We start from the raw sequence: 20,474 nt of genomic DNA, 5'->3' as shown, positions 1-20,474 counted from the left end.
CGCCTCCTCCCCGTCCGGTCCCTATCGCCTTAGCAGCGAAGGAAGCAGCCCCGCACTTAGCAGGGGCTGGTTTCATTAAGTCGCTGGAACTTCAACGCCTGCCCCGACTATCGGCAATAGCCTTTTGCTGTTCATCATGCCTTGTGCGGTTGTCTGCCATTTCAGACCGAAACGCTTCGACAAACCTTGCATCCATCGCAGTGATAAGCTCAAACTCGTAAGGCGTTAGATTGTTGCCAGACAAGCGTGACCAAGCGTCAATTTCGGAGAAATGCAGACGCTTTTCGCAGTCGTGGCGTGTGTTCGATATTTCAAAAAACCACTCCCAGAGATATAGCGCCTCAAGTGGGCACTTAATCTCTGGTGTATTATCTTCCCACCCTGCCAGCTGGTTGCGTTCCCGCCGTGTTGCCCCTTTGTGATCTGGGGTATCATATTTGACATGATGAAAAACAGCGCCGCAAATATCAGCCTTTAGGGATTGGTAAAATTTTGGATATCGTTGACCTGCTTGCTGATTTGGTCAAAAATCCAATCAACAGTCAAAACGTCAGAAATATTGCTTTTGTTGAACTCCGGCGCGCCTTCGCCTTCACGGAATTCCTGATCCGCCCAATCCCAACCGACAATGCTTGCTGATAAGCGTTCAATGATCTGTGCTTCGCCCTCATCAATATCAATTGTCTTACCCTTACGCTGCAGTGCGTAATTGAGTTTGATCTGTTTGCGATAGATGGCCTTGGCTTGATCAGATGCGCTTGAAACAAGTGAAAATGTTATACCCAGACCATCGCCAGATGCTGGGTGAACGAGTTCATATTTAATGGCCTCATCATACTTCACAATATTAAAAATTGACATGCAATTACCTTCTGAATTTAGTTACAAAAAACGCCCCGAAGGGCGCTATATTAAGTTGCTGGAACCCAGAACGGTTGCTGCGTAAAGCCGCCCGTGAAAGTTTCGGTCACGAAATCCTCAACTCCACCGTTTGAGCGTAGTGGCCCCGTTACAATCCCACGATTATATTCAGTGCTACCTTTGCCTGTGGGGGTGGCTTTATTGTCCAGCTCGAACTTAAAGGCATAAGTCATATTGGTTGCGCCAAATTGACGTAGCAGTGCCTGCCCCGGATCGGCCTGATCGAAGCGTACAGTAATCGCCACGTCACCGGCATCGGAAATACCTTTGCCCTTTTCAGTGAATTTAGTGTCCATCACTGGAAGCGACACGATGTTTGTATTGACGCCGGACTCACCGATTTCAGTTACAAATCGAACTTCCGTCCAGTCTGTTACCGCTTCAAATGCGTCCAAGTCCATTTCGGCTGGGTGTGCGGTGGCGCTGACATAGGTTTTACGCCCCATATTCGTTAGAGCAAGAGACATTGCATGACCTCATAAGTTGGAATGGATGTGATTATTGAAAACTGATTATCCGCCAGCCTGCCAGTAGATTGAAACCGGCAGCGTGACTTGTGAAGGCTCGGAAAAGATCGTGCCTAATTCTGGTATCTGGCTGATGCGGACTTGTGCCGCGCCATGCCAAAGCGTGAGATCAGCAGGAAAATGCTCAACCAGCTTTTCACCAAGGGCGAGATAATCACCCTCCGGCTTAATCCATTCGTCTTTTGTGGGAATGTGAGTGATTGTGCATTGCAGAATGCCCTTAAACAGGCTGACATTGCCCTCACCCATAGTTAAGCGTTCTGGCCTGTTGCGATACAGGTTGACCCGAATGAATGGCTCCCTGCCGCCGTTTAAAGGCGAATAACGTTTAAGCTGGTAGACAATAGGAATTTCAGCGTTGAGAAGTGACAGCCGCGTGTAGAGTGCGGACATAATGTCTTTGTAAATCATTAGACGGCACCGGCCTTTCTAAAGGCTTGCTCGACATAGCTATTCCAGTTTTGAGCGGCACCACGCACCCAGAACCGGCCAGACTGATTGTAAAGCCTGCCTTTGCTGTCCTTGCCTTCAAACCCATATTCAAGGCGCATGGCGTAAGAGGCTGTGAAACTCAGATAAACGGTGTCGGATATTTTGATGCCAGCAACCGCGCCGGATATTCCAGCAATACCAACCCCGTTATCGCCAAGGTTCGGCAAGCTGTTCAGTGTGATATTGAAGCTGTTGCGGAGAAAACCCGTATCAACCGGCGAAGTCTTCACAATGTCCTCGGCCATAAACTGCACACTGGTCTGAAACACTGCGAGAATGAGTTTCATCACGTCCTTGTGGAAGCCGCCGACCTGATCTGCAAAGCTCATCGATCTTTCCTTGCGAAGAAGTTCAACCTGACAAAATATGTACAGCGGCAGTTGATCGTTTGACTGGCGCCAGCCCCTAAGCTGCTATCCATCGGGTATTGCATCTGCGTACCGTCTGGCAGCGTGAAAGGCGTATCCATGCCCAACACTGACGCGTTATTCATGTGCAGGTGCTGTTCGCGAACTCGGTTGTCAGTTGTGGCAATCCAGACTTTTTCCGCTTTATCAGGATCAACTCCGGCTTGTTCTGCCGCCTGATAACCAGCTTCCATACGGGCAGAGTTCAAAGCCTCCATGACTTCGGTCTGTCCTATGGTATTTGCGCGCGTGATCAGAAGCCGCTCAGAGTATCGCGTTGCCAGTCTGTTGATCTGGGCTTGTGATAGTTCAATCTCGCCACTCATGGCCTTCCTGACCGTTCCGTCAAAGCGTTTATCGCGGCGCGTTCTGGTCAGGTAATTCGCCAATGATTGTGGGTTGCCTGATGAAAGTTCAGCTTTTGCCCGCTGGACATATTCAGCCTGATTGCGATTGAGTGCCAACGCCCCACCGATACGCTTGCGCTGTGCCGGATCATAAACGCCGATCAATTCTTGCGCGACCTGTCGCGGGTTACGTCCTGCCTTCAATCCTGCCGCCAAGGTTGCCCGTGTAGCGGCCTCGGCTTCTTTGGTGAAATCCTGTATCAATCCGCTCAAGTAGCTGCTCAGGCGGCGTTCTGCACGAAGATTGCGCGCATTGAACTGGAAGTTCACTTTGAAGCCGCGCGCATCACGAACAAGCGGCAGCATTGTCATTGCTGCAGCACCGGATGCAGCGTAAGCCTCGCCCATCGCCTCGCCTATCGCATTGAACGAACCGGGCTGAATACCGATAGACCGGAGAACATCACGGACATTCCCTGTCTCAATCGCCTGCACAAGTCTAGTAAAGTCAGCATCACGAATGATCTGATCAGCCACAGCGAGAAAGGCATCACGCACCACCGGCTCAAACCGCGCAGTTAACGCCTCAAGCTGTCGGCGCTGTTTTGCGGTTAACCGATATGTCATAAATTATGCCTTAGCAGCGAATGAGTAATAGACCGGCGTTCCGGCTGGATTGAGATCACGCGAACCGATCACAACAAGCTCTTCGCCATTCACATTGATGATGTCGGTTGGCTGCGGCTGAATGCGATCTGCTCCGGTGCCGCTGATTCTCTTCATCTGCACGGCCATGTAGCCAAAACGCGCTTGCTGGATAACAAAATTGGTATCGAACTTGAGGTCGAAGTTATCAGCCTTGCCTGCACTGACCGGCAGTATGGCAACCGTGACCTCGTAAACAGATTGAGTGCCACCCGATGATTGCCAGTCGTTCGGGTCGCCTGCATCAACTCTTGTGAGCGTTACCTTTGATCCGAATTCCGTAAGAAGCTCGAGCGCAGTATCGCGCATCATCCCATAATCAAAGGCTGTCATGCTACACCCGTGCTACAGAGCCAAAGACTGCCGCCCCCAATTGCTCAGGCTGGATCAGTCCGGACAAGATGTTTTCAATAACTGATGGTTCTTGATCGTTGCTCACGCCTGCAAGGGACATGAAAGCAACCTCACAAGCCGCAACGATAACTTGGCCAGGGATTTCGTTATTAGGGAAAAATCGCCCCTGAAACTTTGCCCGTTTGCGAGGCCATGCAAGGGGTTGTTCGAATGTTGCAGCCTCACCGATGAAGCGAGAGCCATATGTTGTGTCTAAATATTTCGAAGCACTGCGGAGGGCGTATTCAATGTCGCTGTCGCTATGTTCGGTCAGATCATGCCCAGCAGCATCGCAGTGGCCTTTGAACTTATCTAAATCGGTATAGTTATTTGCGATTTGGCTGGTCGCTACGAAATGAACTGCCATTAATCGATATCTCCCATGCGAATTTAAGTAATTTCCCCTGATTTATTTATATTTTCATCAATTAAACTCTGGACACTTCGCGCAAAGATAATGCAGAAGCACTCACTACTAGGGGGGCATCATGAAATCATTATTATTATTGTCGAGCTTAGCGGTATTAGCTTCGGGATGCACAACGAGCACATCTCCTGCGAATAAAGATTTAAGCGCAGAGGGCACGCTAGGTCTTTGTCGTATAGTCTACGAAAGCAAAGACGTAGTAACTAAAAATAAAGCAGTTATCCTGCTTATTAAGCGGGGTGCAAACCCTGAAAAGTGTGTGCGCCTTATTCAATCCGACAATAACCTAGCTACTGGAATTGCCATTTCTGCTGGCGCAGTCGCAGCAGGTGCAGTTGTCGCCAACAACGGCGGTTATGCTGGAGGCTATTACCCGCAAACTTCGTCCTACGGTGTAGCTTGGGATCAGTTCTACAACCAGTATAACCAGCTGATATGGCGCTGCCGTGATAAAGCTACAGGTAGATTTGTCGATGATTATCACTGCGCAGCTATGCCAAAAGCAGATTCAACTTGGCGGGGCTGGTGAGGCAAACCATCTGCCTGCTCGGTCATAAATCACCCAACTGCTCCGATCCAAACTCTCGATGCTTGTTTATCGCGAAGATATGGGGCGAGCATTCCGTCGACTGTCGATATGAGCGGTGTCAGAAATGATGCCGTTCCATCACTTTGAGCGCCTGCGTATTGAACCTCAAGTTCACCGACCTTCTTACGAGTGACCGCACCAGATGCAGAGCCAGTTGCATTCAAACTGCCCTGATTACGCGCCTCCTGATATGCGGCTTCAAATGAAGCATAGATAACCGGCAGCGTATGAGATAGTGATTGTGCCGCTTGTGGTAATCGCACCAGTTGCAGACAAGCCAGTCGGCACAGCAACCCCGACACTTGTCACTGTTCCTGTATTGGCAGTCGCGCCAGCAGCAATTCCGGCCAGCTTTGTCTTTTCAGCCGTCAAATAGCTGGCCGTCGTCGCATCGAGAACCGTTTTATTGCCATGCGCATGACGTGCTGCAGTGTTGGCATTAATTATAGCTGCCCATGTGGACGACAGCATATCACCAACGGCGGGATTGCCCCAAGAAAAGTCAAAATCGGCTCCGCTAGCCTTAACGGGAATTTGCCCCGGTGCACCTCCAGCCAGATTTGCATAAGTGCTCAACGCAACATCGCGTGCGGCTTCTGAGCCGGCCATAGCAGCTTGCGCTGCATTCCTGTCTGAGGCTGTGGCAGCACGATCTGCTGCAGTAAGCACCGCAGATGCCGCAGCTTCCCCAGCTTTAGTGCCTGCTGCTGTAGCGCTTGCGCCTGCCGCAAGTCTGTCCAATCCCGTTTGTACGCGATCAGCAGCAGCCTCACCGGCCTTTGTACTTGCAGTCAATGCACTGCCAGCCGCCGCGCTCTTATCAAGTCCAGTCTGAACCCGATCAGCAGCGGTTGCTGTCCGGTCGATACCGGTAGCAATTTTATCATCTGCAACCGCAGTACGATCAGCCGCTGTTGCGGCCTTATCCTGACCAGTCTGAACCGCAGCCGCTTCTGCTGCAGCTTTTGCTATAAGTGCAGCAGTAAGATTTGCTCCTGTACCCGCGAGATCGGATGCGGTCTGAAGTGCCGAAGAGTTGGCATATGCCGCCGAACCGGCAGCGTTACTTTCAGATAAAGCGGCATTAAAAGCGCTAATCCCACTGGCTTGGTTAGATACTTCCGAAGCGGCCGCCGATGCTGCTGTAGCAACTCTATCCTGACCTGTCGCGAGCCTATCGGCAGAGGTTGCATCTGAACTTGCTGCGGCAGATGCTGCACTCGCAGCCGCTGCAATCGCATATGCTGATGTATCCTGTAGCAATGTACCCCAGAATGTCCGGCCAGTTGCAGACCAAGTTCCATTCGCCTTAAAATATTCGTGCCCGTCAAGAATGGTAATGGCGGTATCGCGGTCATTCCCGAACGAAGGAATTAGATCCGCTTCAGTATCCACGACCCGAAAAAAGGCGCCTGTCGCGCCCTGCGTGCCTTTGCTTGAAATAATTATTCTGTATGGGGCTTTTGGTGGCGTGATAATGACGCGATTGGTTGAGTTCTGCACGTTGATGCTCATACCATGTTCACCCATATTTGCTCAGACACTTGAGCACAGCCATCAGGCATAGTTCGCCGTATCCGAAACCAGTTTATGTTCCCAGATGAAAGCTTTGCTGAATTATCCGGCGATAAGTGGAAATGGACAGCACCGGTGAGCGGGTCAGAAATCGAGATAACGGCGTCATAAAAAGCTGGCTTCGACGCTTTATAAACGTCGAATGTACTGTCAGTAATGTTTTCAGGTGTCCCGCTCTCGTCTGCATAGGTGATATCAAAATCGATGCAGCTGCCCAGAGTTGAATTGATGCAAGAATTATCCATGACACCTCCTACTTAAGCCGCAAGAGCGCGGATAATTTTGTTCATAACTATCGTCGGCTGCACAATGTTGTGTGCCTCGCCACCGCCTTGGCCGCTAATCGTATGGGGGTGATTTCCGGCCGCAGCCGTGTTTCCAGCCCAACTTTGACTGGTATTAGCACCACCCAACGTCGGTATTGAGCCACCTTGATCGGAATACCGCTGCCCAAAGATAGTGAAAGGGTGGGAGTGCTCTCCAGCCCATCCAGTTGACCCGCCATGATCATGAGAAGGCATCTGCGCGATAGTCAGAACATGGGTCTGTGCGCCGCCACTACCGCCAACAGTGGTGGTAGAAAAACTGGTAAGCCTGCCAGATGCAGTCCCACCCATATTATCAAGGCCAGCAATTACTCGTCCGCGTGTGTCAGGCAAGTTAAAGGTAGTGCTGCCATTGCCTGCGCCATAAGCCGTACCAATGACAGCGAATAAAGCAGCAAATTCAGCCCGCGAGATTTCCTGCCCATGACATAATAGCCAGCCTGATGGCGCAGCTGTTCCTGCAAAATCAACGATAATGCCGATTGGCGCTGAGGCTGAAAGCTGCCCTACCGTCGCTGCATCTGTTGATGCCTTGCCGACAGCCATATCTGTAACCTTATTCCCACCCATTGGAAGATTGCCAGTCATAGGCGACCGCCCGTCCCGCAAGAGAACGGAGCTTAGAGCACTTGCTATGTCTTCAAGTGGAGGGTTGTGTTGCGTAGGCAGCACTTTTTGCCCTGTTTCAGCTTTGTAGCCCGGAGGGAGAGCATAGTTACCGTTTGAACTGTAGGGCATAGGTTACTCCATAAAAAAAGCCCCGCAAAAGCGAGGCTGTGTGTATGTAGATATAATCCCAAAGTATTATTTGAGAGGTTACATTAAGATTTAAATATCGGAGCGTTAACAAGCGAGGGAATCAAAATGGCCGTTTACATCGTCTCTTATGACTTAAACTCACCGGGCAAGGATTATACCGAATTGCTCAGACAGATAAGAAGTTACACGCACTGTCATGCGCTAAAATCATTGTTTTTTATTGAGACAACAAAGTCAGCTAGCGAAGTTCTTGACCATTTAATGAGATATATTGATGGAAACGACTCTCTGTATGTTACGCGCCTCACAGGTGAATGGGGCGCTAATAGACACATGGCCTGTACTAACTGGCTCAAGGACCGAAATGGCCGTTTCTGATTGATCCATAGGGCATCCCATCTATATGAATGAGGATGCCCAACGCTTTAGCTATAAGATGAATAAAGAATAGACGTATCTTCATCTTCCATTCCTTTCAGGATTGAGTATTGAAAAAGGCGGCCTGAGCCGCCTTCTTTTATGCTGTCAATAATTCCATGAAGTGCATTAACTTACACTTTCAAACTGTGGATGTGCATTTATTTCCCATTTTGGGAATTTTTCACTTGTTCCCAATTCGGGAATACGCTATATAAGGCCATGCAGATCATAGCCAAAAAAGCACTCAAAGATTTCTGGGTTAAGCACAATCAAGCTGAGGCACCTTTGACGGCTTGGTATCTAGCGGTAAGCAAGGCCGAATGGTCTGGCCCACACGATATCAAGGCTATGTTTGGCTCCGCAGACTTTGTTAGTGACAATCGCGTTATTTTTGACATCGGCGGCAACAAGTACCGTATCGTTGTGCATGTGGCTTACAAGTTTCACCGTGTTCTCATCAAGTTTGTCGGAACACATAAAGAGTATGACAAAATCAATCCGGAGAAGGTGTGATGGAAAATATTCGTCCTATTAAAACCGAAGCCGACTACGATTGGGCTATTGTCGAAATTACCAAATACTTCGAGAATGAACCAGAAGTAGGCTCTCCTGATGGTGATCGCTTCGATATCCTCGCTACTCTCATTGAGGCATATGAGGATAAGCACTACCCTATTACGACACCCGACCCTATTGAAGCCATTCAGGCACATATGAATATGGCCGGATACAAGCAGACTGCCCTTGCTGATGTAATCGGATCACGCTCTCGAGCTTCCGAAGTTCTGAGCAAGAAGCGCCAGCTTACTATGGATATGGCATTCAAGCTCAACAGAGACTGGCACATTCCAGCAGAGGTTCTCATCCAGCCGTATCATTTGGTGAATGATGACCAAAGAGATAAAGCCAACGCAGCTTAACGCTAAAACTCCACGCCCCTCTAATATCGAGGGAAACTAACCCCGCTCGGCGGGGTTTTATTTTGTCTCGACATTTCCGCCCGTGCCAGTAAAGTACGCTTATGCAAATAGACCACGACCCAAATGAGCCAAAGATTGACCGCTCATCATTCCCTTATTGGCAGGGGTTTGTTGTCGTCGGTTTAGCTTGGGCAGGATACCTATACTTCAATGAATTTCAGTGGTGGCCGATTGCTCTTGGTGGCTTCACCGGCATTATGCTCACGGCATGGGCGATTGAGATCACAGGGAACAAAGTCCCTGAATCATGGCGTACCAAGCCTCGCGACCCCAGCGGCTCCTAAATTGCCCGTAATAGCATTCACTAGAGCGCGATGAGTTTCAGATTTTGTGAGCTGACGCGAACCGGTATCAAGTAATTTCCGCGCAACCTCTGGGTCTGTCTCTAACAGAGCTTTGGCAATCAACTCAGATACAGCTTTCGGCTGCCCTCTGCCTGCATTCAATAGCGATCCAATACCCTGCGCTGCCGCTGCGAATGGCCTACCCCGCATAAGTGTTGAGACAATACTCGGGTCGAGTTTTGATAGCTCTGCCGCATCAGCCAAATTATCAGCAGTCTTAGACCCGCCCAAGGCGGTATTAGCTGTATCAAACATGCGCTGTTCACGAGCAATACGTGCACCTAACTGATCGGCTTTGCCTGCCGCTGCGAATACTGGAAACTCCTGACCCGTTTTCTCCGTTACCAATGCCCGTGCTTTGTTAGTGGTTGGCGACATAGAGGCAGATTCAACCTTGGTAATCAGTGGGTCAGCATAGCCAGCGCGGAATGCATCTTGGGCATCAGGCGCAAGTTTGTTGAACTGAGGAATAGTATCACCCGCCCTCATCCGGCTTGAAGCTGCATTCTTTCCCTGTTCAACCGCATCAATTGCTTGGCTTTGCTGGCGGAAGGTATTGCGAGCCGCCGCATATGGCTCAGAGGCATTGCCCAGAGCTTCATCGAGAGAATTACGGATCGGGATTAACTGGCACTGAACTGCTGGTTTTGCCCCTTCAATCATCGCGTCAATTTCCTGTTTGGATCGCAACGCGGCATTGAAGTCGGTTAGGATAGAGTTGCCGTCAGTGAGGTATGACCGCGCGCGGCGCACAGCGGATTCAATGCTGTCATCCGCAATATTGTTGCCCGGGTTCATGACGCGTGAAGCCCCTGGCATCAAGAAATCATCTGCCGCCTGAATAGCTGACGTTGGATCAACTGTTCCCGCGGCTTCACGGGCTGCTCCATAATTAACTGTTGCTGCGGCTTTCTGCTGAGCTGTCAGACTTGCTGCGCGTTGCGCGGCTGTATCAGTTGCGTCAAATCCATCAGCAAGGAACTGAGACAATCTTTCACCCTGCCCCATTTGACGCTGCGTAAGTGTATCAACAACGGTTTGGCGCATTTCGCTTGGATTACGAGCAACAGTTGAGAGCATGCGCTGACCAGAATGCCCCATAGCGTCAGCCACAGTAAACATGCCTTGGTCATCAGCCTGTGAGCCGGTAAGCATGGCCGCTATTTTATCCGCAGTGCTACCAGAGCGTCGAACACCGTCACCAAGAGCCTTGGCGGCGTATTTCTCAGGATTTATCATTGCCCCTGCCTGTGCAAGGTAAGGTTTAACTACCCCTGATACGCCTGCGATTGCAGCAGGTGCGGCTGCACCTATAATGCCGCCACCAGCCAAGCCGATTGAACCATTTAATGCTCGCCCATCAACACCCTCGCCACTGCCAAAGCCGTGCAAGCCGCCAAGGGTAGCACCCTCTACACCCGATGCAAGAGCAACCTTGCCGAGACTTTTACCTGCGTTAATTGCATTCGCACCGAGGGACACGCCGGATTTTGCCAAGCCCACGCCACCTGTAACACCACCGGTAATCTGGCCACCGAGACGATAGCCGAAACGCTCATCACTATCTGACTGGTCAATACCCCGCTGGCGGGCAAGTTCTTGGTCGTAATCACCTAGATAGCCAAAGCCAGTGCCTAGACCCGCGGCGATCTCATCAGAGAACCCAAATGAAAGCGTGTCAGCAGCGCCGCGCATGACTGAATCCACTTTGCCCAAAAAGCTATCACGTGGATCGGCTTGCTCTGGTGTGATCTGGCTTGACTGCCCAAATTGCTTCATCAGGGCAGTCCGCATTACATCCTGCGATGTACCTGCCGGAAATTCAGCAATTGTACCGTCTGGCAATTCAACTTCAATGATGTCTGTATCCATGCTTGCAGCCTCCGCCTGATCTGTCCCGCTCATAGCCAATGCGCCAGCGCCGCCCGCTGCGGCAACGCTGTTGAATTGGATAATATTTTTGAGTTTGGGGTGAGTGTTTACGTATTCACGGATACTGGCCGCAGTTTTGGGGGCAACAGTCTTGAAGTAGTTAGGATTTGACATGTAGGCGCGGATTGCTTCCGCACTTAGCTCATAGGGAGCTTCAAAATCTTCATAACCAACATCTTGCGGAGTAGCGATCCGCCCGTCTGGATGTTTTACTCTCAATAATTGAGAATAATTGGCAGCGGCTTCCTGTTCATTGAACGGAATTCGCCCCGCCGTAAGGTCAATAGCATGTCCCACCTCATGCGGCAGAACCTCATTGTACTGCTGTTGTGTTAGCCCTCTTTGGAGAGTAATTTCAACCGGAGTTCCCGACTGATCGAAGTGAAGACTCGCAAGCCCGTCCTCTTCTCCCACTCCGCCATTTCTAAACTGTACTGGTCTCCCAGTGATTTCCTCTCCGATGGATCGCACCTCGCGAGGCGTAAGCGCCACTTCACTTGCGCCGAGGCTTGTGCGTCCAGCAATTCTTGGCGCTGTAAGAGGTCTTCCTTCGATATCGGTAAGGAGCCGTCCGTTGTCGTGTTGTGCGCCATTTGGATAATCCATTTCAAAAGGGCGTTGAGGCAAATCAGGAATGTCATCATACAGTTTTGATGTACGTGACGCAAACTTACCACTTTTATCAACCGCTTTCGCACCCTTGGCAACACCGGCTGTGACCACTCCCCCGGGTAGTGCTCCAAGAGCGTTCAAAGCTGCCCCCCCATAGTTCCCGTTCTGGGCAGATCTAATAGCCTCATCACCCGAAAGAACCATGCCAAGCGGAGTGAAGTCAGAAACTGATAGGCTGTCATTACCAAGGCCTGTTGAGCCAAGCGCACCAAGAACTACCCGCCGTTTTGTCTCCGAAGGTTTTCCGTCGCCAAGGAGCATGCGGGCAATCCTATCCCGCAACGAGGGATTGTATGCGCGCAACTCTGCCATTATTTGAATCCTCCACTCTGTGGATCAAATCGAAGTCTTTTAGATTGCGCACTTCCTGATTGCGCGTTGTTACCGCCAGCTTTCTGTTTTAATTTTTGCATGCCATCTGAGACTGCGCTTCGAAAATCCTTCAGAGCAGTTTTAAAGTCATCCTCACTCAGCGAGCGCTCCATACGCGCCATTGCAGCTTCTGCTTTCGCTCCTTCAATTTCAGTAATTTGACCGCCGCCTTTGAGCATCCCAAATGCCTGAAGAAATGCGCCGCCTTGAAGCTGTTTGAGGCGCGCCAACGCGTCACGGCCACTTGATCCCATCGTCCATGATGGACGGTATTGGTCAGCAGGCCCCACAATTGCAGATAAGCCATCGTGGGAGAGCAACTGATCAATCTGCCCTACCGTTTGCTCACTCTTAGCCAAATCGGCAGGAAGTGAAGCGACAGCCTCGCCTTGAGCCTTGCCGACAACTTTTTCCCGCTCGGCATTTGCAAGGTTTTTCGGAACCGAACCGATAATCTGACCTGAACGCTTGTCTTTAATGGCAAAGCTGTCGCCAAGGTCGATCTGTTCTGTGCCGGACGAAATATCAAACTGGCCAGTATCGACTTTTTTAAATGAACCATCTTTGCCGAGAACACCTAAGACCGAATTGCCTTTTTCGTCCTGCCCCCAGATAGGATTCAAGTCATACTCAGTAGCCTTGCCTTCCCCTGCTGCTTTAGCCTGCAACGCTGCGATCTGCGCTCGCTTATAATCCATAGCCTGTTAGAAGGCCCTGTACGTGTCAATCAAGGCAATGCCGTAATAAATATACGCAACGGCGGACAAATTTTAGGTAGCGCCGCACAGATTGGCGTTATAGCTCCATATGATTCCGCTGACGGTAAAGGACAATTTGATCGCGGAGGCTCTGCCGACATTTTTGTATCCGATGCCGGCTCGCGCTGGGATGTTACCTACCCGTTCATTTTGCTTCGCGGCTCCCTGAATATTCTCAATGGCGGTGTCGTGCAGGCAGGCAGCATGCGTGCGGGCTTTTTTGACACACGTATTACAGAAGACGCTGTTGCTGATGTCATGGTTTCAGGTGTCGGTTCGCAGTTGATTACAACAGACAATCGGGTCAATGGTTTTGTTCTTGGCGGCGGCACCGGCAACGTCGTCAAAAAAGGCACACTCACCATCAATAATGGTGGCGCTGTCATTGCTGCTGGCGGCGCCGGTACCATTGATATTGCCACAACTGCAGACAGCGAAGGTGTCATCAATATCGGTGGCGCTACAGGTCAGGCGGCAACGCGTGCAGGTACAATTGAAGCTGGCAGCATCAAGTTCGGCGCCGGTAATGGCGCACTCAATTTCAATCACATTGAAAACAACTATGACTTCGGCACGGCGCTGGAAGGCAAAGGCACGCTCAGCCAGATCGGCTCCGGCAAAACCACACTGACAACAGATCAGACAGGTTTCACCGGTCAGACACTCGTTCAATCCGGCATTCTTGAGGTTGATCATCGTCTCGGCGGCACGATGGATGTTTCCGGCGGGCGCTTGCAGGGTATCGGCACAATCGGTGATACCGTTCTGTCCAAAGGCGGTGTGATTGCAGCTGGCAATGCATCCCTCGGCACATTGACAATCGACGGTGATTATACCGGCAAAGGCGGCGTGCTCGAGATCGAAACCGTGCTTGGCGATGATACATCGGCGACCGACAAGCTGGTCATTACCGGCAACAGTTCCGGTGATACTGATGTGAAAGTATTGAACCGTAACGGTCTTGGCGGGCAGACAGTCAACGGCATCAAGATTATTGAAGTCGGCGGCCAGTCCGACGGTACTTTCTCGCTTGTCAGCGATTATACCTCCAAAGACGGCAAGAAGGTCGTCATTGGTGGCGCCTATGCCTATGAACTGCTCAAAAATGCCAAATCCGACCCCGCCGATGGCGACTGGTATCTGGTCAGCGAAGTTTACAAAACCGACCCTGTCGATGGCGGCAATGGTAATGGTGATGGCAATGAAACCACCCCGCGCTACAGTGCAGCCGTGCCGGTTTATCAGGGCTATATGAGCACTTTGCAATCGCTGAACAAGCTGCCTACTTTGCAGCAGCGTGTCGGCGAGCGCTATCAGGATGGCACACCTGCTTCAACCGCGGGCCAAAGCAGCGGTGAAAACCGCGCTATCTGGGGTCGCATTGAAGGCGCCCATAGCGATCTTCGCAACAATAGCTCATCCGGCCGCCTGCAACAGGATATCAATACATATGTTATGCAAAGCGGCGCTGATGGCCAGTTCTATGAAAATGACAATGGCAGGCTGATCGGCGGCATCACCGGTCAATATGGCAATGCGCAGAGCAATGTCTCAGCTTTTGCCGGTGACGGTACGATCAAAACACAGAGCTGGGGTCTGGGCAGCACGCTCACATGGTATGGCAGCAACGGTTTCTACGTTGACGGTCAGGCACAGGCCAACTGGTATGACAGTGATCTGAAAATTGACAATGCGAACAGCCTTACCAACGGTCACAATGCCTTCGGCTATGCGTTGAGCATTGAATCCGGACAGAACTTTGCCGTCAATGACAACTGGTCGCTGACACCACAGGCACAGCTGATGTGGTCTTCGCTCGATTTCAACAGCTTCAGCGACAGCTATGGCACACAAGTCGATAAGAATGACGGCGACAGCCTGACAGCGCGTCTCGGCCTTGCTGCCAATTATCGCAGCGACTGGAAGGGTGATGACGGACGCACGGTTAACACTCAGCTTTACGGCATTGCCAATCTTTATCAGGAGCTCTCCGGCAGCAGCAAAATCAATGTTGCGGACGTGAAACTGGCCAATGATGAAGACAGAACATGGGCAGGTCTTGGTGCCGGTGGTACCTATGCATGGGGCGACAATGCCTATGCTGTTTATGGCGAAGGTTCGGTCAATACATCACTCAATCATTTTGCAGACAGCTATATTGTCAAAGGTACTGTCGGATTCAAAATGAAGTGGTAGTCCAGCTGCACAGCTTATAACGATATAAAAGCCTGATATCCGGCACTTCGGATGTGAGGCTTTTTTGTTAAATAAAATTGCGCCCATGCGACACGCGTGCTGCATGTCTCAGAAAGCAGCCAGTCCCATACTGATCAGCGCAAGCAAGGCAACAACAATCCACGGCTGTACTTTCCAAAGGGTGAGCAGCAGAAAACCGGCCAGCGCCAGCGCAAAGTCCCGTGATGAGAAGACAGCGCCTGTCCAGACCGGATCATAAAGCGCCGCGCCAAGAATACCGACAACTGCAGCATTTGCTCCGCGCATGGCCGCTTGCGCCGCCGGTCGCAGACGCAGCCTGTCCCAGAAGGGCAGCATGCCATAGACCAGCAACAAGCCGGGCAGGAATATGCCCGTCAGCGCGATTATGGCTCCGCTCAGACCATTCGGCTCCGGCTGCATCACCGCACCGAGATAGGCTGCAAAAGTAAAAAGCGGCCCCGGAACTGCCTGCGCCAGACCGTAGCCGGCAAGAAAAGCCTCGCGGCTCACCCATTCCGGTGTCACAACTTCAGCCTGCAACAGGGGCAGAACCACATGCCCGCCCCCGAATACAAGGGCACCCGCACGGTAAAAGGCATCAAACACTGCCACAGACTGGGCGCCGGTTGTTGCGGCCAGCACCGGCAGGATCACAAACAAAGCGGCAAAAATAAACAGGGCAATCATGCCGCCTCTGCGTGAAACCGGAAAATTCAGATGACCGGTCACGGGCGCGCCGTTGCTGCGGCAGAGCCACAACCCGATGATGGCACCGCCGCCGATTGCAGCAATCTGGCCGGATGCACCAGTGGCAAACACCACAACACCAACAGCCATCAGCGCAATCGCCGCGCGGGGCTTATCCGGCGTGAGGCTCTTTGCCATGCCCCAGACAGCCTGCGCAACAATAGCCACTGCAACCAGTTTCAGCCCGTGCAGCAAGCCTTCCGCATAGGGTCCTGTCAATGCCGTGGCACTCAGCCCCAGCGCCACAAGCACGAGAGCTGAAGGCAGTGTAAAAGCGAGGGATGCCGCCAGACCACCAAGCAAGCCATTGCCCCGCAACACACCCAGCGCAAAGGCAACCTGACTGGATGCCGGCCCCGGCAAAAACTGGCAGAGCGCAACAAGATCGGCATAACCGGCCTCATCAATCCATTTCCGCCGCACCACCAGCTCATCTCTGTAATAGCCGAGATGGGCGATCGGCCCCCCGAATGAGGTGAGACCGAGCTTGAGAAAAGCAAGGAAAACTTCGCCGCAGGACCCTCTTGCCGTTTCTGTGCCAGTGCCGGATTTATCGCTTGCGTTCATGCTTCCCCAACCAAGACATTGCCTTCAAACCCTACAGGGTTTTGCATGGTTTAGCAGCCATGCCCAGCGTTTCAGGCTCATAAGACGCGCTCATGTCAGAGGCATGACAGAACCAGCTGGCCACGCCCAAGCGACTAACAAGTAAATCTTGTCATTTAGTGTCTTTTCTTGATTTCTGATGACGCGCCAACATGCATTTATATCCGGCAGCCGCAATGCTTGCTCTGATAATTCCGCCGCAAGCATGCACCCCGCCAGAGATAAGCCGGAGATGCGCCGGACACAGCGAAGGAAATGGCATGACATCCCGAAACGACATCCGGCTTGGTGCAGATATCGGCGGCACATTCACCGATATTGCACTGGATATGCGCGGTACACTCTATTCCACCAAAGTGCTGACCAATTATACCGCACCGGAGCAGGCCATTCTCGACGGCATCCATATTGTCACGGAACAGGCTGGCATCAGCCCTGCCGAGCTCGATATTGTTATTCACGGCACCACACTGGCCACCAATGCGCTGATTGAGCGGCGCGGTGCCAAGACAGCTTTTGTGACCACCGAAGGCTATCGTGATGTGATCGAAATGCGCAGTGAAAACCGTTTCGAGCAATATGATCTCAATCTGAAATTGCCCTCGCCTCTGGTTGTGCGTGAACATCGCTTCACCGTGAAAGGCCGCATGAATGCGCAGGGGCAGGAATTGCAGCCGCTGGATGAGGCAAAGCTGGAAGAAATCGCCGATGCGATTTCAGAAGGTGGTTTCGGTGCGGTGGCCATCGGCTTTATTCACTCCTATATGAATCCGGAGCATGAACGCCGTGCCCGTGCTATTTTGCAGCGCAAGCTCTCAATCCCCATTTCTATTTCGGCAGAAGTCTCGCCGCAAATGCGTGAATTCGAACGCTTCAACACCGTCTGCGCCAATGCCTATGTGCGCCCGCAAATGGCGGATTATCTGGCACGTCTGCAAGTGCGTCTCAAAGAAATGGGCGCAAACTGCCCTGTTTTCATGATCCACTCCGGCGGCAGCCTGATTTCCGTTGATACAGCGTCTGAATTCCCAGTCCGTCTGGTGGAATCCGGCCCTGCGGGCGGCGCGATCTTTGCTGCCGCTATTGCCCGCCGCTTTGGTCTTGAGAATGTTGTTTCCTATGATATGGGCGGCACCACAGCCAAGATTTGTCTGATCGAAAATTTCGTCCCGAAAACCGCGCGTACCTTTGAAGTTGCCCGTACCTATCGCTTCAGCAAAGGTTCCGGCATGCCGATCTCCATTCCGGTGATCGAGATGATCGAAATCGGTGCAGGCGGCGGATCTATCGCTTGGGTGGACTCGATGGGACGCATCCAGACCGGTCCTGAAAGTGCGGCTTCTGAACCCGGCCCTGCCTGCTATCAGCGTGGCGGTGAGCGTCCTGCGATCACCGATGCCGATCTGATGCTGGGCAAGCTCGATGCCGATAATTTCGCCGGTGGCGCGATTAAGCTGTCGGTGCAGAATGCCGAAAGTGCCATCGACAAAGAAGTCGGCTCCAAGCTCAATCTCAAACCGCTTTCCGCTGCTTTCGGCATTTGTGAAGTGGTCGATGAGAATATGGCCAATGCCGCCCGCGTTCATGCGGTGGAGAACGGCAAAAACATCTCCGATAATATTATGATCGCCTTTGGCGGTGCCGCACCTTTGCATGCCGCGCGCCTGTGTGAAAAGCTCGGCGTTGAGCAATGCCTGATCCCGCAGGGCGCAGGAGTCGGTTCCGCTATCGGCTTCCTCAAAGCACCGTTCGGCTATGAGGCTCTGGTTTCACATCTAGCCAAATTATCCGGCATCAATCTTGATGCAGTCAATGCCACGCTGGCAGAACTCAGTGCAGCCGCGGAAAGCTTTGTGCGCAGCGGCACTGATGCACCGCTGGAGCGTGAAGTCACCGCTTTCATGCGCTATGCGGGTCAGGGCTGGGAAATTCCGGTTACTGCACTGCAGCCACCGTTTAATGATCAGGCACTGGCGACCCTCCGCGACCGCTTTATTGAAAATTATGCCCGTTTCTTTGGTCGCCCGATTGAAGGTGCGGAGATTGAAATCGTAACATGGTCGGTGAAAGTAGAAGTCAAACAGAACTTCACCCAAAGCGGCACTGTCAGCTATGGCGAGCGTGTGATTGCACCATCGCAGCAACGCGATGTGTTTGATCCAAGCAACGGCGCGATGCTGTCGACCGGTATTTTTGACCGCGCAGCATTGCAAGCGGGCGACCGCATAACCGGCCCTGCGATCATTACCGAGCGCGAAACCTCCACCATTGTGACCGCACCTTTTGATGCGGTTATACAGCATGACGGCACAATTCTGCTGGTGAAAAAAGGAAAATCCGCATGAGCGAACTGGATGAAATCCGCATGCAGGTCATGTGGAACCGCCTGATTTCCGTGGTGGAAGAACAGGCGCTGACTTTGCTGCGCACCGCCTTTTCTACCTCAGTGCGTGAGGCGGGTGATCTTTCTGCCGGTGTCTTTGATCCGCAGGGGCAAATGCTGGCGCAGGCCGTGACCGGCACACCGGGCCATGTGAATACTATGGCCGAAGCGGTACTGGAATTTATCAAGGAAATTCCCCGCGAAGAGATGTTCGAGGGTGATACCTATGTCACCAATGATCCGTGGAAAGGTACCGGCCATCTCCATGATATCACAATGGTTTCGCCGTCCTTCCTCAATGGCGAACTGGTCGCATTCTTCGCCTGTACCGCCCATGTGGTCGATGTCGGCGGCCGTGGCTTCGGCGCAGATGGTAAATCCGTCTATGAAGAAGGTATTCAGATTCCGATCATGAAATTTGCCGAACGCGGTGTGGTCAATAAAGACCTGATCCGCATTCTGCGTGCCAATGTGCGTGAGCCACATCAGGTCGTCGGCGATTTCTACTCACTCTCAGCCTGTAACGAGGTTGGTCATCGCCGTCTTGTTGATATGATGCGTGAGATCGGCCTGACATCGCTCGACAATCTGTCGGAGTTCATCTTCTCGCGCACCACCAATGCCATGCGCGAACGTCATGCGCAGTTTCCGGAAGGCTCATGGTCAAGCGAACTGATGACTGACGGCTATGATGCGCCGATCCGCCTCGCAGCCGTAGTGGATATGAAAGACGGTCTGGTGAATGTTGATTTCACCGGCAGCGATCCGATGAGCCGCTGGGGCATCAATGTTCCGATCATCTATACCAAGGCCTATGCATCCTATGCGCTGAAATGCGTGCTGGCACCGGAAATTCCGAACAATGCCGCCTCGCTGGCTTTCTTCACCGTGTCATCCGAGACCAATATTCTCAATGCGCAACGTCCGGCTCCGGTTAGTCTGCGCCACGTTATCGGTCATATGGTGCCCGATCTGGTATTCGGTGCGCTGGCACAGGCTTTGCCGGGTCAGATTATGGCTGAAGGGGCAGGCGCTTTGTGGAACATCCATATTTCCGTGCGCCCTGTGAACGGGCAAAGCGGACGCAATGCCGAAGTGCTGATGTTCAATTCCGGAGGTATGGGTGCGCGCCCTGCCCTCGACGGATTATCAGCCACGGCCTTCCCGTCCGGCGTGCACACGATGCCGATTGAAGCCACCGAACATACCGGTCCTGTGATTATCTGGCGTAAGGAATTGCGGCCGGATTCCGGTGGGGATGGTGAGTTCCGCGGTGGTCTGGGACAGGTCATCGAAATCGGTGCAGCGGATAATCATGAGTTTGATTTCTCGGCGATGTTTGACCGCGTTACGCAGGCGCCGCGCGGCCGCAATGGCGGTAAAAACGGAACAGCAGGCACGGTTAAGCTCGACGACGGCACGACAATGCGCTCTAAAGGCTGGCAGCATGTACCTGCGGGCAAAAGGCTGGTGCTGAACCTGCCCGGTGGCGGCGGATATGGCAATCCGGCACAGCGCTGCGCACAGGCAAAAGAGCAGGACAGACTTCAGGGCTATGTCACGGAGGGTAAATAA

At 52.2% G+C, this 20,474-nt stretch carries 22 protein-coding genes; 8 read left to right on the top strand and 14 right to left on the bottom strand.

From position 1 onward, the window contains the following. Window positions 1–474 precede the first annotated feature (474 nt). From P8H26_RS13720 to P8H26_RS13690, 7 genes are read right to left on the bottom strand one after another with little or no spacing between them, the layout of a single operon-like run. Window positions 475–861 (bottom strand): hypothetical protein, encoded by a 387-nt coding sequence (locus tag P8H26_RS13720; protein WP_289633681.1) that lies wholly within the window; start codon window positions 859–861, stop codon window positions 475–477. Window positions 862–911: 50 nt separating this feature from the next. Then, on the bottom strand, window positions 912–1,388 hold the full coding sequence (locus P8H26_RS13715; protein WP_289633679.1) for a hypothetical protein: 477 nt from the start codon (window positions 1,386–1,388) through the stop codon (window positions 912–914). 45 nt (window positions 1,389–1,433) lie between these two features. Further along, complete coding sequence (locus tag P8H26_RS13710; RefSeq protein WP_289633678.1) at window positions 1,434–1,859, bottom strand: phage tail terminator-like protein; 426 nt, start codon at window positions 1,857–1,859, stop codon at window positions 1,434–1,436. Beyond that, entirely contained in the window at window positions 1,859–2,269 is a 411-nt protein-coding gene (locus P8H26_RS13705) for a hypothetical protein (RefSeq protein ID WP_289633677.1), read from the bottom strand. Before P8H26_RS13705 ends, P8H26_RS13710 begins: the two co-directional genes overlap by 1 nt. After that, window positions 2,266–3,321, bottom strand: a complete 1,056-nt coding sequence (locus P8H26_RS13700; RefSeq protein ID WP_289633676.1) for a phage minor head protein — start codon at window positions 3,319–3,321, stop codon at window positions 2,266–2,268. Before P8H26_RS13700 ends, P8H26_RS13705 begins: the two co-directional genes overlap by 4 nt. A gap of 3 nt (window positions 3,322–3,324) precedes the next feature. Continuing rightward, on the bottom strand, window positions 3,325–3,732 hold the full coding sequence (locus P8H26_RS13695) for a hypothetical protein (protein WP_289633674.1): 408 nt from the start codon (window positions 3,730–3,732) through the stop codon (window positions 3,325–3,327). Between the two features lies 1 nt (window position 3,733). Next, the gene (locus tag P8H26_RS13690) at window positions 3,734–4,159 is read right to left on the bottom strand and encodes a DnaT-like ssDNA-binding protein (protein ID WP_289633673.1); all 426 of its coding nucleotides are present in this window, start codon (window positions 4,157–4,159) and stop codon (window positions 3,734–3,736) included. A gap of 121 nt (window positions 4,160–4,280) precedes the next feature. Between P8H26_RS13690 and P8H26_RS13685 the strand changes: the two genes are divergently transcribed. Continuing rightward, the gene (locus P8H26_RS13685; RefSeq protein WP_289633671.1) at window positions 4,281–4,748 is read left to right on the top strand and encodes a hypothetical protein; all 468 of its coding nucleotides are present in this window, start codon (window positions 4,281–4,283) and stop codon (window positions 4,746–4,748) included. Window positions 4,749–4,777: 29 nt separating this feature from the next. Here P8H26_RS13685 and P8H26_RS18095 read toward each other — a convergent pair whose 3' ends face one another. Genes P8H26_RS18095 through P8H26_RS13670 form a run of 4 tightly spaced genes read right to left on the bottom strand, consistent with a single transcriptional unit; the run spans window position 4,778 to window position 7,279 of the window. Beyond that, window positions 4,778–5,071 carry a DnaT-like ssDNA-binding protein gene (locus tag P8H26_RS18095; RefSeq protein ID WP_308446676.1) on the bottom strand — a complete coding sequence of 98 codons (294 nt, stop codon included), beginning with the start codon at window positions 5,069–5,071 and terminating at the stop codon, window positions 4,778–4,780. Further along, a complete protein-coding gene (locus tag P8H26_RS13680; RefSeq protein ID WP_289633670.1) occupies window positions 5,007–6,338 on the bottom strand; it encodes a hypothetical protein in 1,332 nt (443 codons plus the stop codon). Before P8H26_RS13680 ends, P8H26_RS18095 begins: the two co-directional genes overlap by 65 nt. Beyond that, complete coding sequence (locus P8H26_RS13675; RefSeq protein ID WP_289633669.1) at window positions 6,320–6,628, bottom strand: hypothetical protein; 309 nt, start codon at window positions 6,626–6,628, stop codon at window positions 6,320–6,322. The genes P8H26_RS13680 and P8H26_RS13675 overlap by 19 nt, the downstream gene beginning before the upstream one ends. Before the next feature lie 12 nt (window positions 6,629–6,640). Continuing rightward, on the bottom strand, window positions 6,641–7,279 hold the full coding sequence (locus P8H26_RS13670; RefSeq protein WP_289633668.1) for a phage tail protein: 639 nt from the start codon (window positions 7,277–7,279) through the stop codon (window positions 6,641–6,643). A gap of 294 nt (window positions 7,280–7,573) precedes the next feature. On the opposite strand from P8H26_RS13670, the gene P8H26_RS18170 reads away from it, so the two are divergent. The 4 genes from P8H26_RS18170 (at window position 7,574) to P8H26_RS13655 (ending at window position 9,152) form a co-directional block, all read left to right on the top strand. After that, a complete protein-coding gene (locus P8H26_RS18170) occupies window positions 7,574–7,846 on the top strand; it encodes a hypothetical protein (protein ID WP_374708303.1) in 273 nt (90 codons plus the stop codon). Between the two features lie 261 nt (window positions 7,847–8,107). After that, the gene (locus P8H26_RS13665) at window positions 8,108–8,401 is read left to right on the top strand and encodes a type II toxin-antitoxin system HigB family toxin (protein ID WP_289633667.1); all 294 of its coding nucleotides are present in this window, start codon (window positions 8,108–8,110) and stop codon (window positions 8,399–8,401) included. Continuing rightward, the gene (locus tag P8H26_RS13660; RefSeq protein ID WP_289633665.1) at window positions 8,401–8,808 is read left to right on the top strand and encodes a type II toxin-antitoxin system HigA family antitoxin; all 408 of its coding nucleotides are present in this window, start codon (window positions 8,401–8,403) and stop codon (window positions 8,806–8,808) included. The genes P8H26_RS13665 and P8H26_RS13660 overlap by 1 nt, the downstream gene beginning before the upstream one ends. 101 nt (window positions 8,809–8,909) lie before the next feature. Next, on the top strand, window positions 8,910–9,152 hold the full coding sequence (locus P8H26_RS13655) for a hypothetical protein (RefSeq protein ID WP_289633663.1): 243 nt from the start codon (window positions 8,910–8,912) through the stop codon (window positions 9,150–9,152). Here the strand turns inward: P8H26_RS13655 and P8H26_RS13650 are convergent. Then, the gene (locus P8H26_RS13650) at window positions 9,114–12,128 is read right to left on the bottom strand and encodes a hypothetical protein (RefSeq protein ID WP_289633661.1); all 3,015 of its coding nucleotides are present in this window, start codon (window positions 12,126–12,128) and stop codon (window positions 9,114–9,116) included. The genes P8H26_RS13655 and P8H26_RS13650 overlap by 39 nt on opposite strands. Further along, entirely contained in the window at window positions 12,128–12,886 is a 759-nt protein-coding gene (locus P8H26_RS13645; protein ID WP_289633659.1) for a hypothetical protein, read from the bottom strand. The genes P8H26_RS13650 and P8H26_RS13645 overlap by 1 nt, the downstream gene beginning before the upstream one ends. A 264-nt stretch (window positions 12,887–13,150) precedes the next feature. Between P8H26_RS13645 and P8H26_RS13640 the strand changes: the two genes are divergently transcribed. Continuing rightward, on the top strand, window positions 13,151–15,142 hold the full coding sequence (locus P8H26_RS13640) for an autotransporter outer membrane beta-barrel domain-containing protein (RefSeq protein ID WP_289633658.1): 1,992 nt from the start codon (window positions 13,151–13,153) through the stop codon (window positions 15,140–15,142). A 108-nt stretch (window positions 15,143–15,250) separates the two neighbouring features. Here the strand turns inward: P8H26_RS13640 and chrA are convergent, their stop codons facing one another. Next, a complete protein-coding gene (gene chrA, locus P8H26_RS13635; protein WP_289633656.1) occupies window positions 15,251–16,477 on the bottom strand; it encodes a chromate efflux transporter in 1,227 nt (408 codons plus the stop codon). Between the two features lie 299 nt (window positions 16,478–16,776). Here chrA and P8H26_RS13630 point away from each other — a divergent pair, with 299 nt between their 5' ends. Then, on the top strand, window positions 16,777–18,861 hold the full coding sequence (locus P8H26_RS13630) for a hydantoinase/oxoprolinase family protein (RefSeq protein WP_289633654.1): 2,085 nt from the start codon (window positions 16,777–16,779) through the stop codon (window positions 18,859–18,861). Further along, the gene (locus P8H26_RS13625) at window positions 18,858–20,474 is read left to right on the top strand and encodes a hydantoinase B/oxoprolinase family protein (protein WP_289633653.1); all 1,617 of its coding nucleotides are present in this window, start codon (window positions 18,858–18,860) and stop codon (window positions 20,472–20,474) included. The genes P8H26_RS13630 and P8H26_RS13625 overlap by 4 nt, the downstream gene beginning before the upstream one ends.

It is taken from the genome of Pseudochrobactrum sp. sp1633, from assembly GCF_030376605.1.
Lineage (GTDB): Bacteria > Pseudomonadota > Alphaproteobacteria > Rhizobiales > Rhizobiaceae > Pseudochrobactrum.
The sequence above is the reverse complement of the archived record's forward strand: the minus strand, read 5'-3'. Positions and strand labels throughout refer to the sequence as shown.

What these genes read in the sequence shown, in the direction of transcription:
- P8H26_RS13720 (WP_289633681.1), bottom strand. Translation starts at nt 861, where the DNA reads ATGTCAATTTTTAATATTGTGAAGTATGATGAGGCCATTAAATATGAA.
- P8H26_RS13715 (WP_289633679.1), bottom strand. Translation starts at nt 1,388, where the DNA reads ATGTCTCTTGCTCTAACGAATATGGGGCGTAAAACCTATGTCAGCGCC.
- P8H26_RS13710 (WP_289633678.1), bottom strand. Translation starts at nt 1,859, where the DNA reads ATGATTTACAAAGACATTATGTCCGCACTCTACACGCGGCTGTCACTT.
- P8H26_RS13705 (WP_289633677.1), bottom strand. Translation starts at nt 2,269, where the DNA reads ATGAGCTTTGCAGATCAGGTCGGCGGCTTCCACAAGGACGTGATGAAA.
- P8H26_RS13700 (WP_289633676.1), bottom strand. Translation starts at nt 3,321, where the DNA reads ATGACATATCGGTTAACCGCAAAACAGCGCCGACAGCTTGAGGCGTTA.
- P8H26_RS13695 (WP_289633674.1), bottom strand. Translation starts at nt 3,732, where the DNA reads ATGACAGCCTTTGATTATGGGATGATGCGCGATACTGCGCTCGAGCTT.
- P8H26_RS13690 (WP_289633673.1), bottom strand. Translation starts at nt 4,159, where the DNA reads ATGGCAGTTCATTTCGTAGCGACCAGCCAAATCGCAAATAACTATACC.
- P8H26_RS13685 (WP_289633671.1), top strand. Translation starts at nt 4,281, where the DNA reads ATGAAATCATTATTATTATTGTCGAGCTTAGCGGTATTAGCTTCGGGA.
- P8H26_RS13680 (WP_289633670.1), bottom strand. Translation starts at nt 6,338, where the DNA reads ATGGGTGAACATGGTATGAGCATCAACGTGCAGAACTCAACCAATCGC.
- P8H26_RS13675 (WP_289633669.1), bottom strand. Translation starts at nt 6,628, where the DNA reads ATGGATAATTCTTGCATCAATTCAACTCTGGGCAGCTGCATCGATTTT.
- P8H26_RS13670 (WP_289633668.1), bottom strand. Translation starts at nt 7,279, where the DNA reads ATGGGTGGGAATAAGGTTACAGATATGGCTGTCGGCAAGGCATCAACA.
- P8H26_RS18170 (WP_374708303.1), top strand. Translation starts at nt 7,574, where the DNA reads ATGGCCGTTTACATCGTCTCTTATGACTTAAACTCACCGGGCAAGGAT.
- P8H26_RS13665 (WP_289633667.1), top strand. Translation starts at nt 8,108, where the DNA reads ATGCAGATCATAGCCAAAAAAGCACTCAAAGATTTCTGGGTTAAGCAC.
- P8H26_RS13660 (WP_289633665.1), top strand. Translation starts at nt 8,401, where the DNA reads ATGGAAAATATTCGTCCTATTAAAACCGAAGCCGACTACGATTGGGCT.
- P8H26_RS13655 (WP_289633663.1), top strand. Translation starts at nt 8,910, where the DNA reads ATGCAAATAGACCACGACCCAAATGAGCCAAAGATTGACCGCTCATCA.
- P8H26_RS13650 (WP_289633661.1), bottom strand. Translation starts at nt 12,128, where the DNA reads ATGGCAGAGTTGCGCGCATACAATCCCTCGTTGCGGGATAGGATTGCC.
- P8H26_RS13645 (WP_289633659.1), bottom strand. Translation starts at nt 12,886, where the DNA reads ATGGATTATAAGCGAGCGCAGATCGCAGCGTTGCAGGCTAAAGCAGCA.
- P8H26_RS13640 (WP_289633658.1), top strand. Translation starts at nt 13,151, where the DNA reads ATGCGTGCGGGCTTTTTTGACACACGTATTACAGAAGACGCTGTTGCT.
- chrA (WP_289633656.1), bottom strand. Translation starts at nt 16,477, where the DNA reads ATGAACGCAAGCGATAAATCCGGCACTGGCACAGAAACGGCAAGAGGG.
- P8H26_RS13630 (WP_289633654.1), top strand. Translation starts at nt 16,777, where the DNA reads ATGACATCCCGAAACGACATCCGGCTTGGTGCAGATATCGGCGGCACA.
- P8H26_RS13625 (WP_289633653.1), top strand. Translation starts at nt 18,858, where the DNA reads ATGAGCGAACTGGATGAAATCCGCATGCAGGTCATGTGGAACCGCCTG.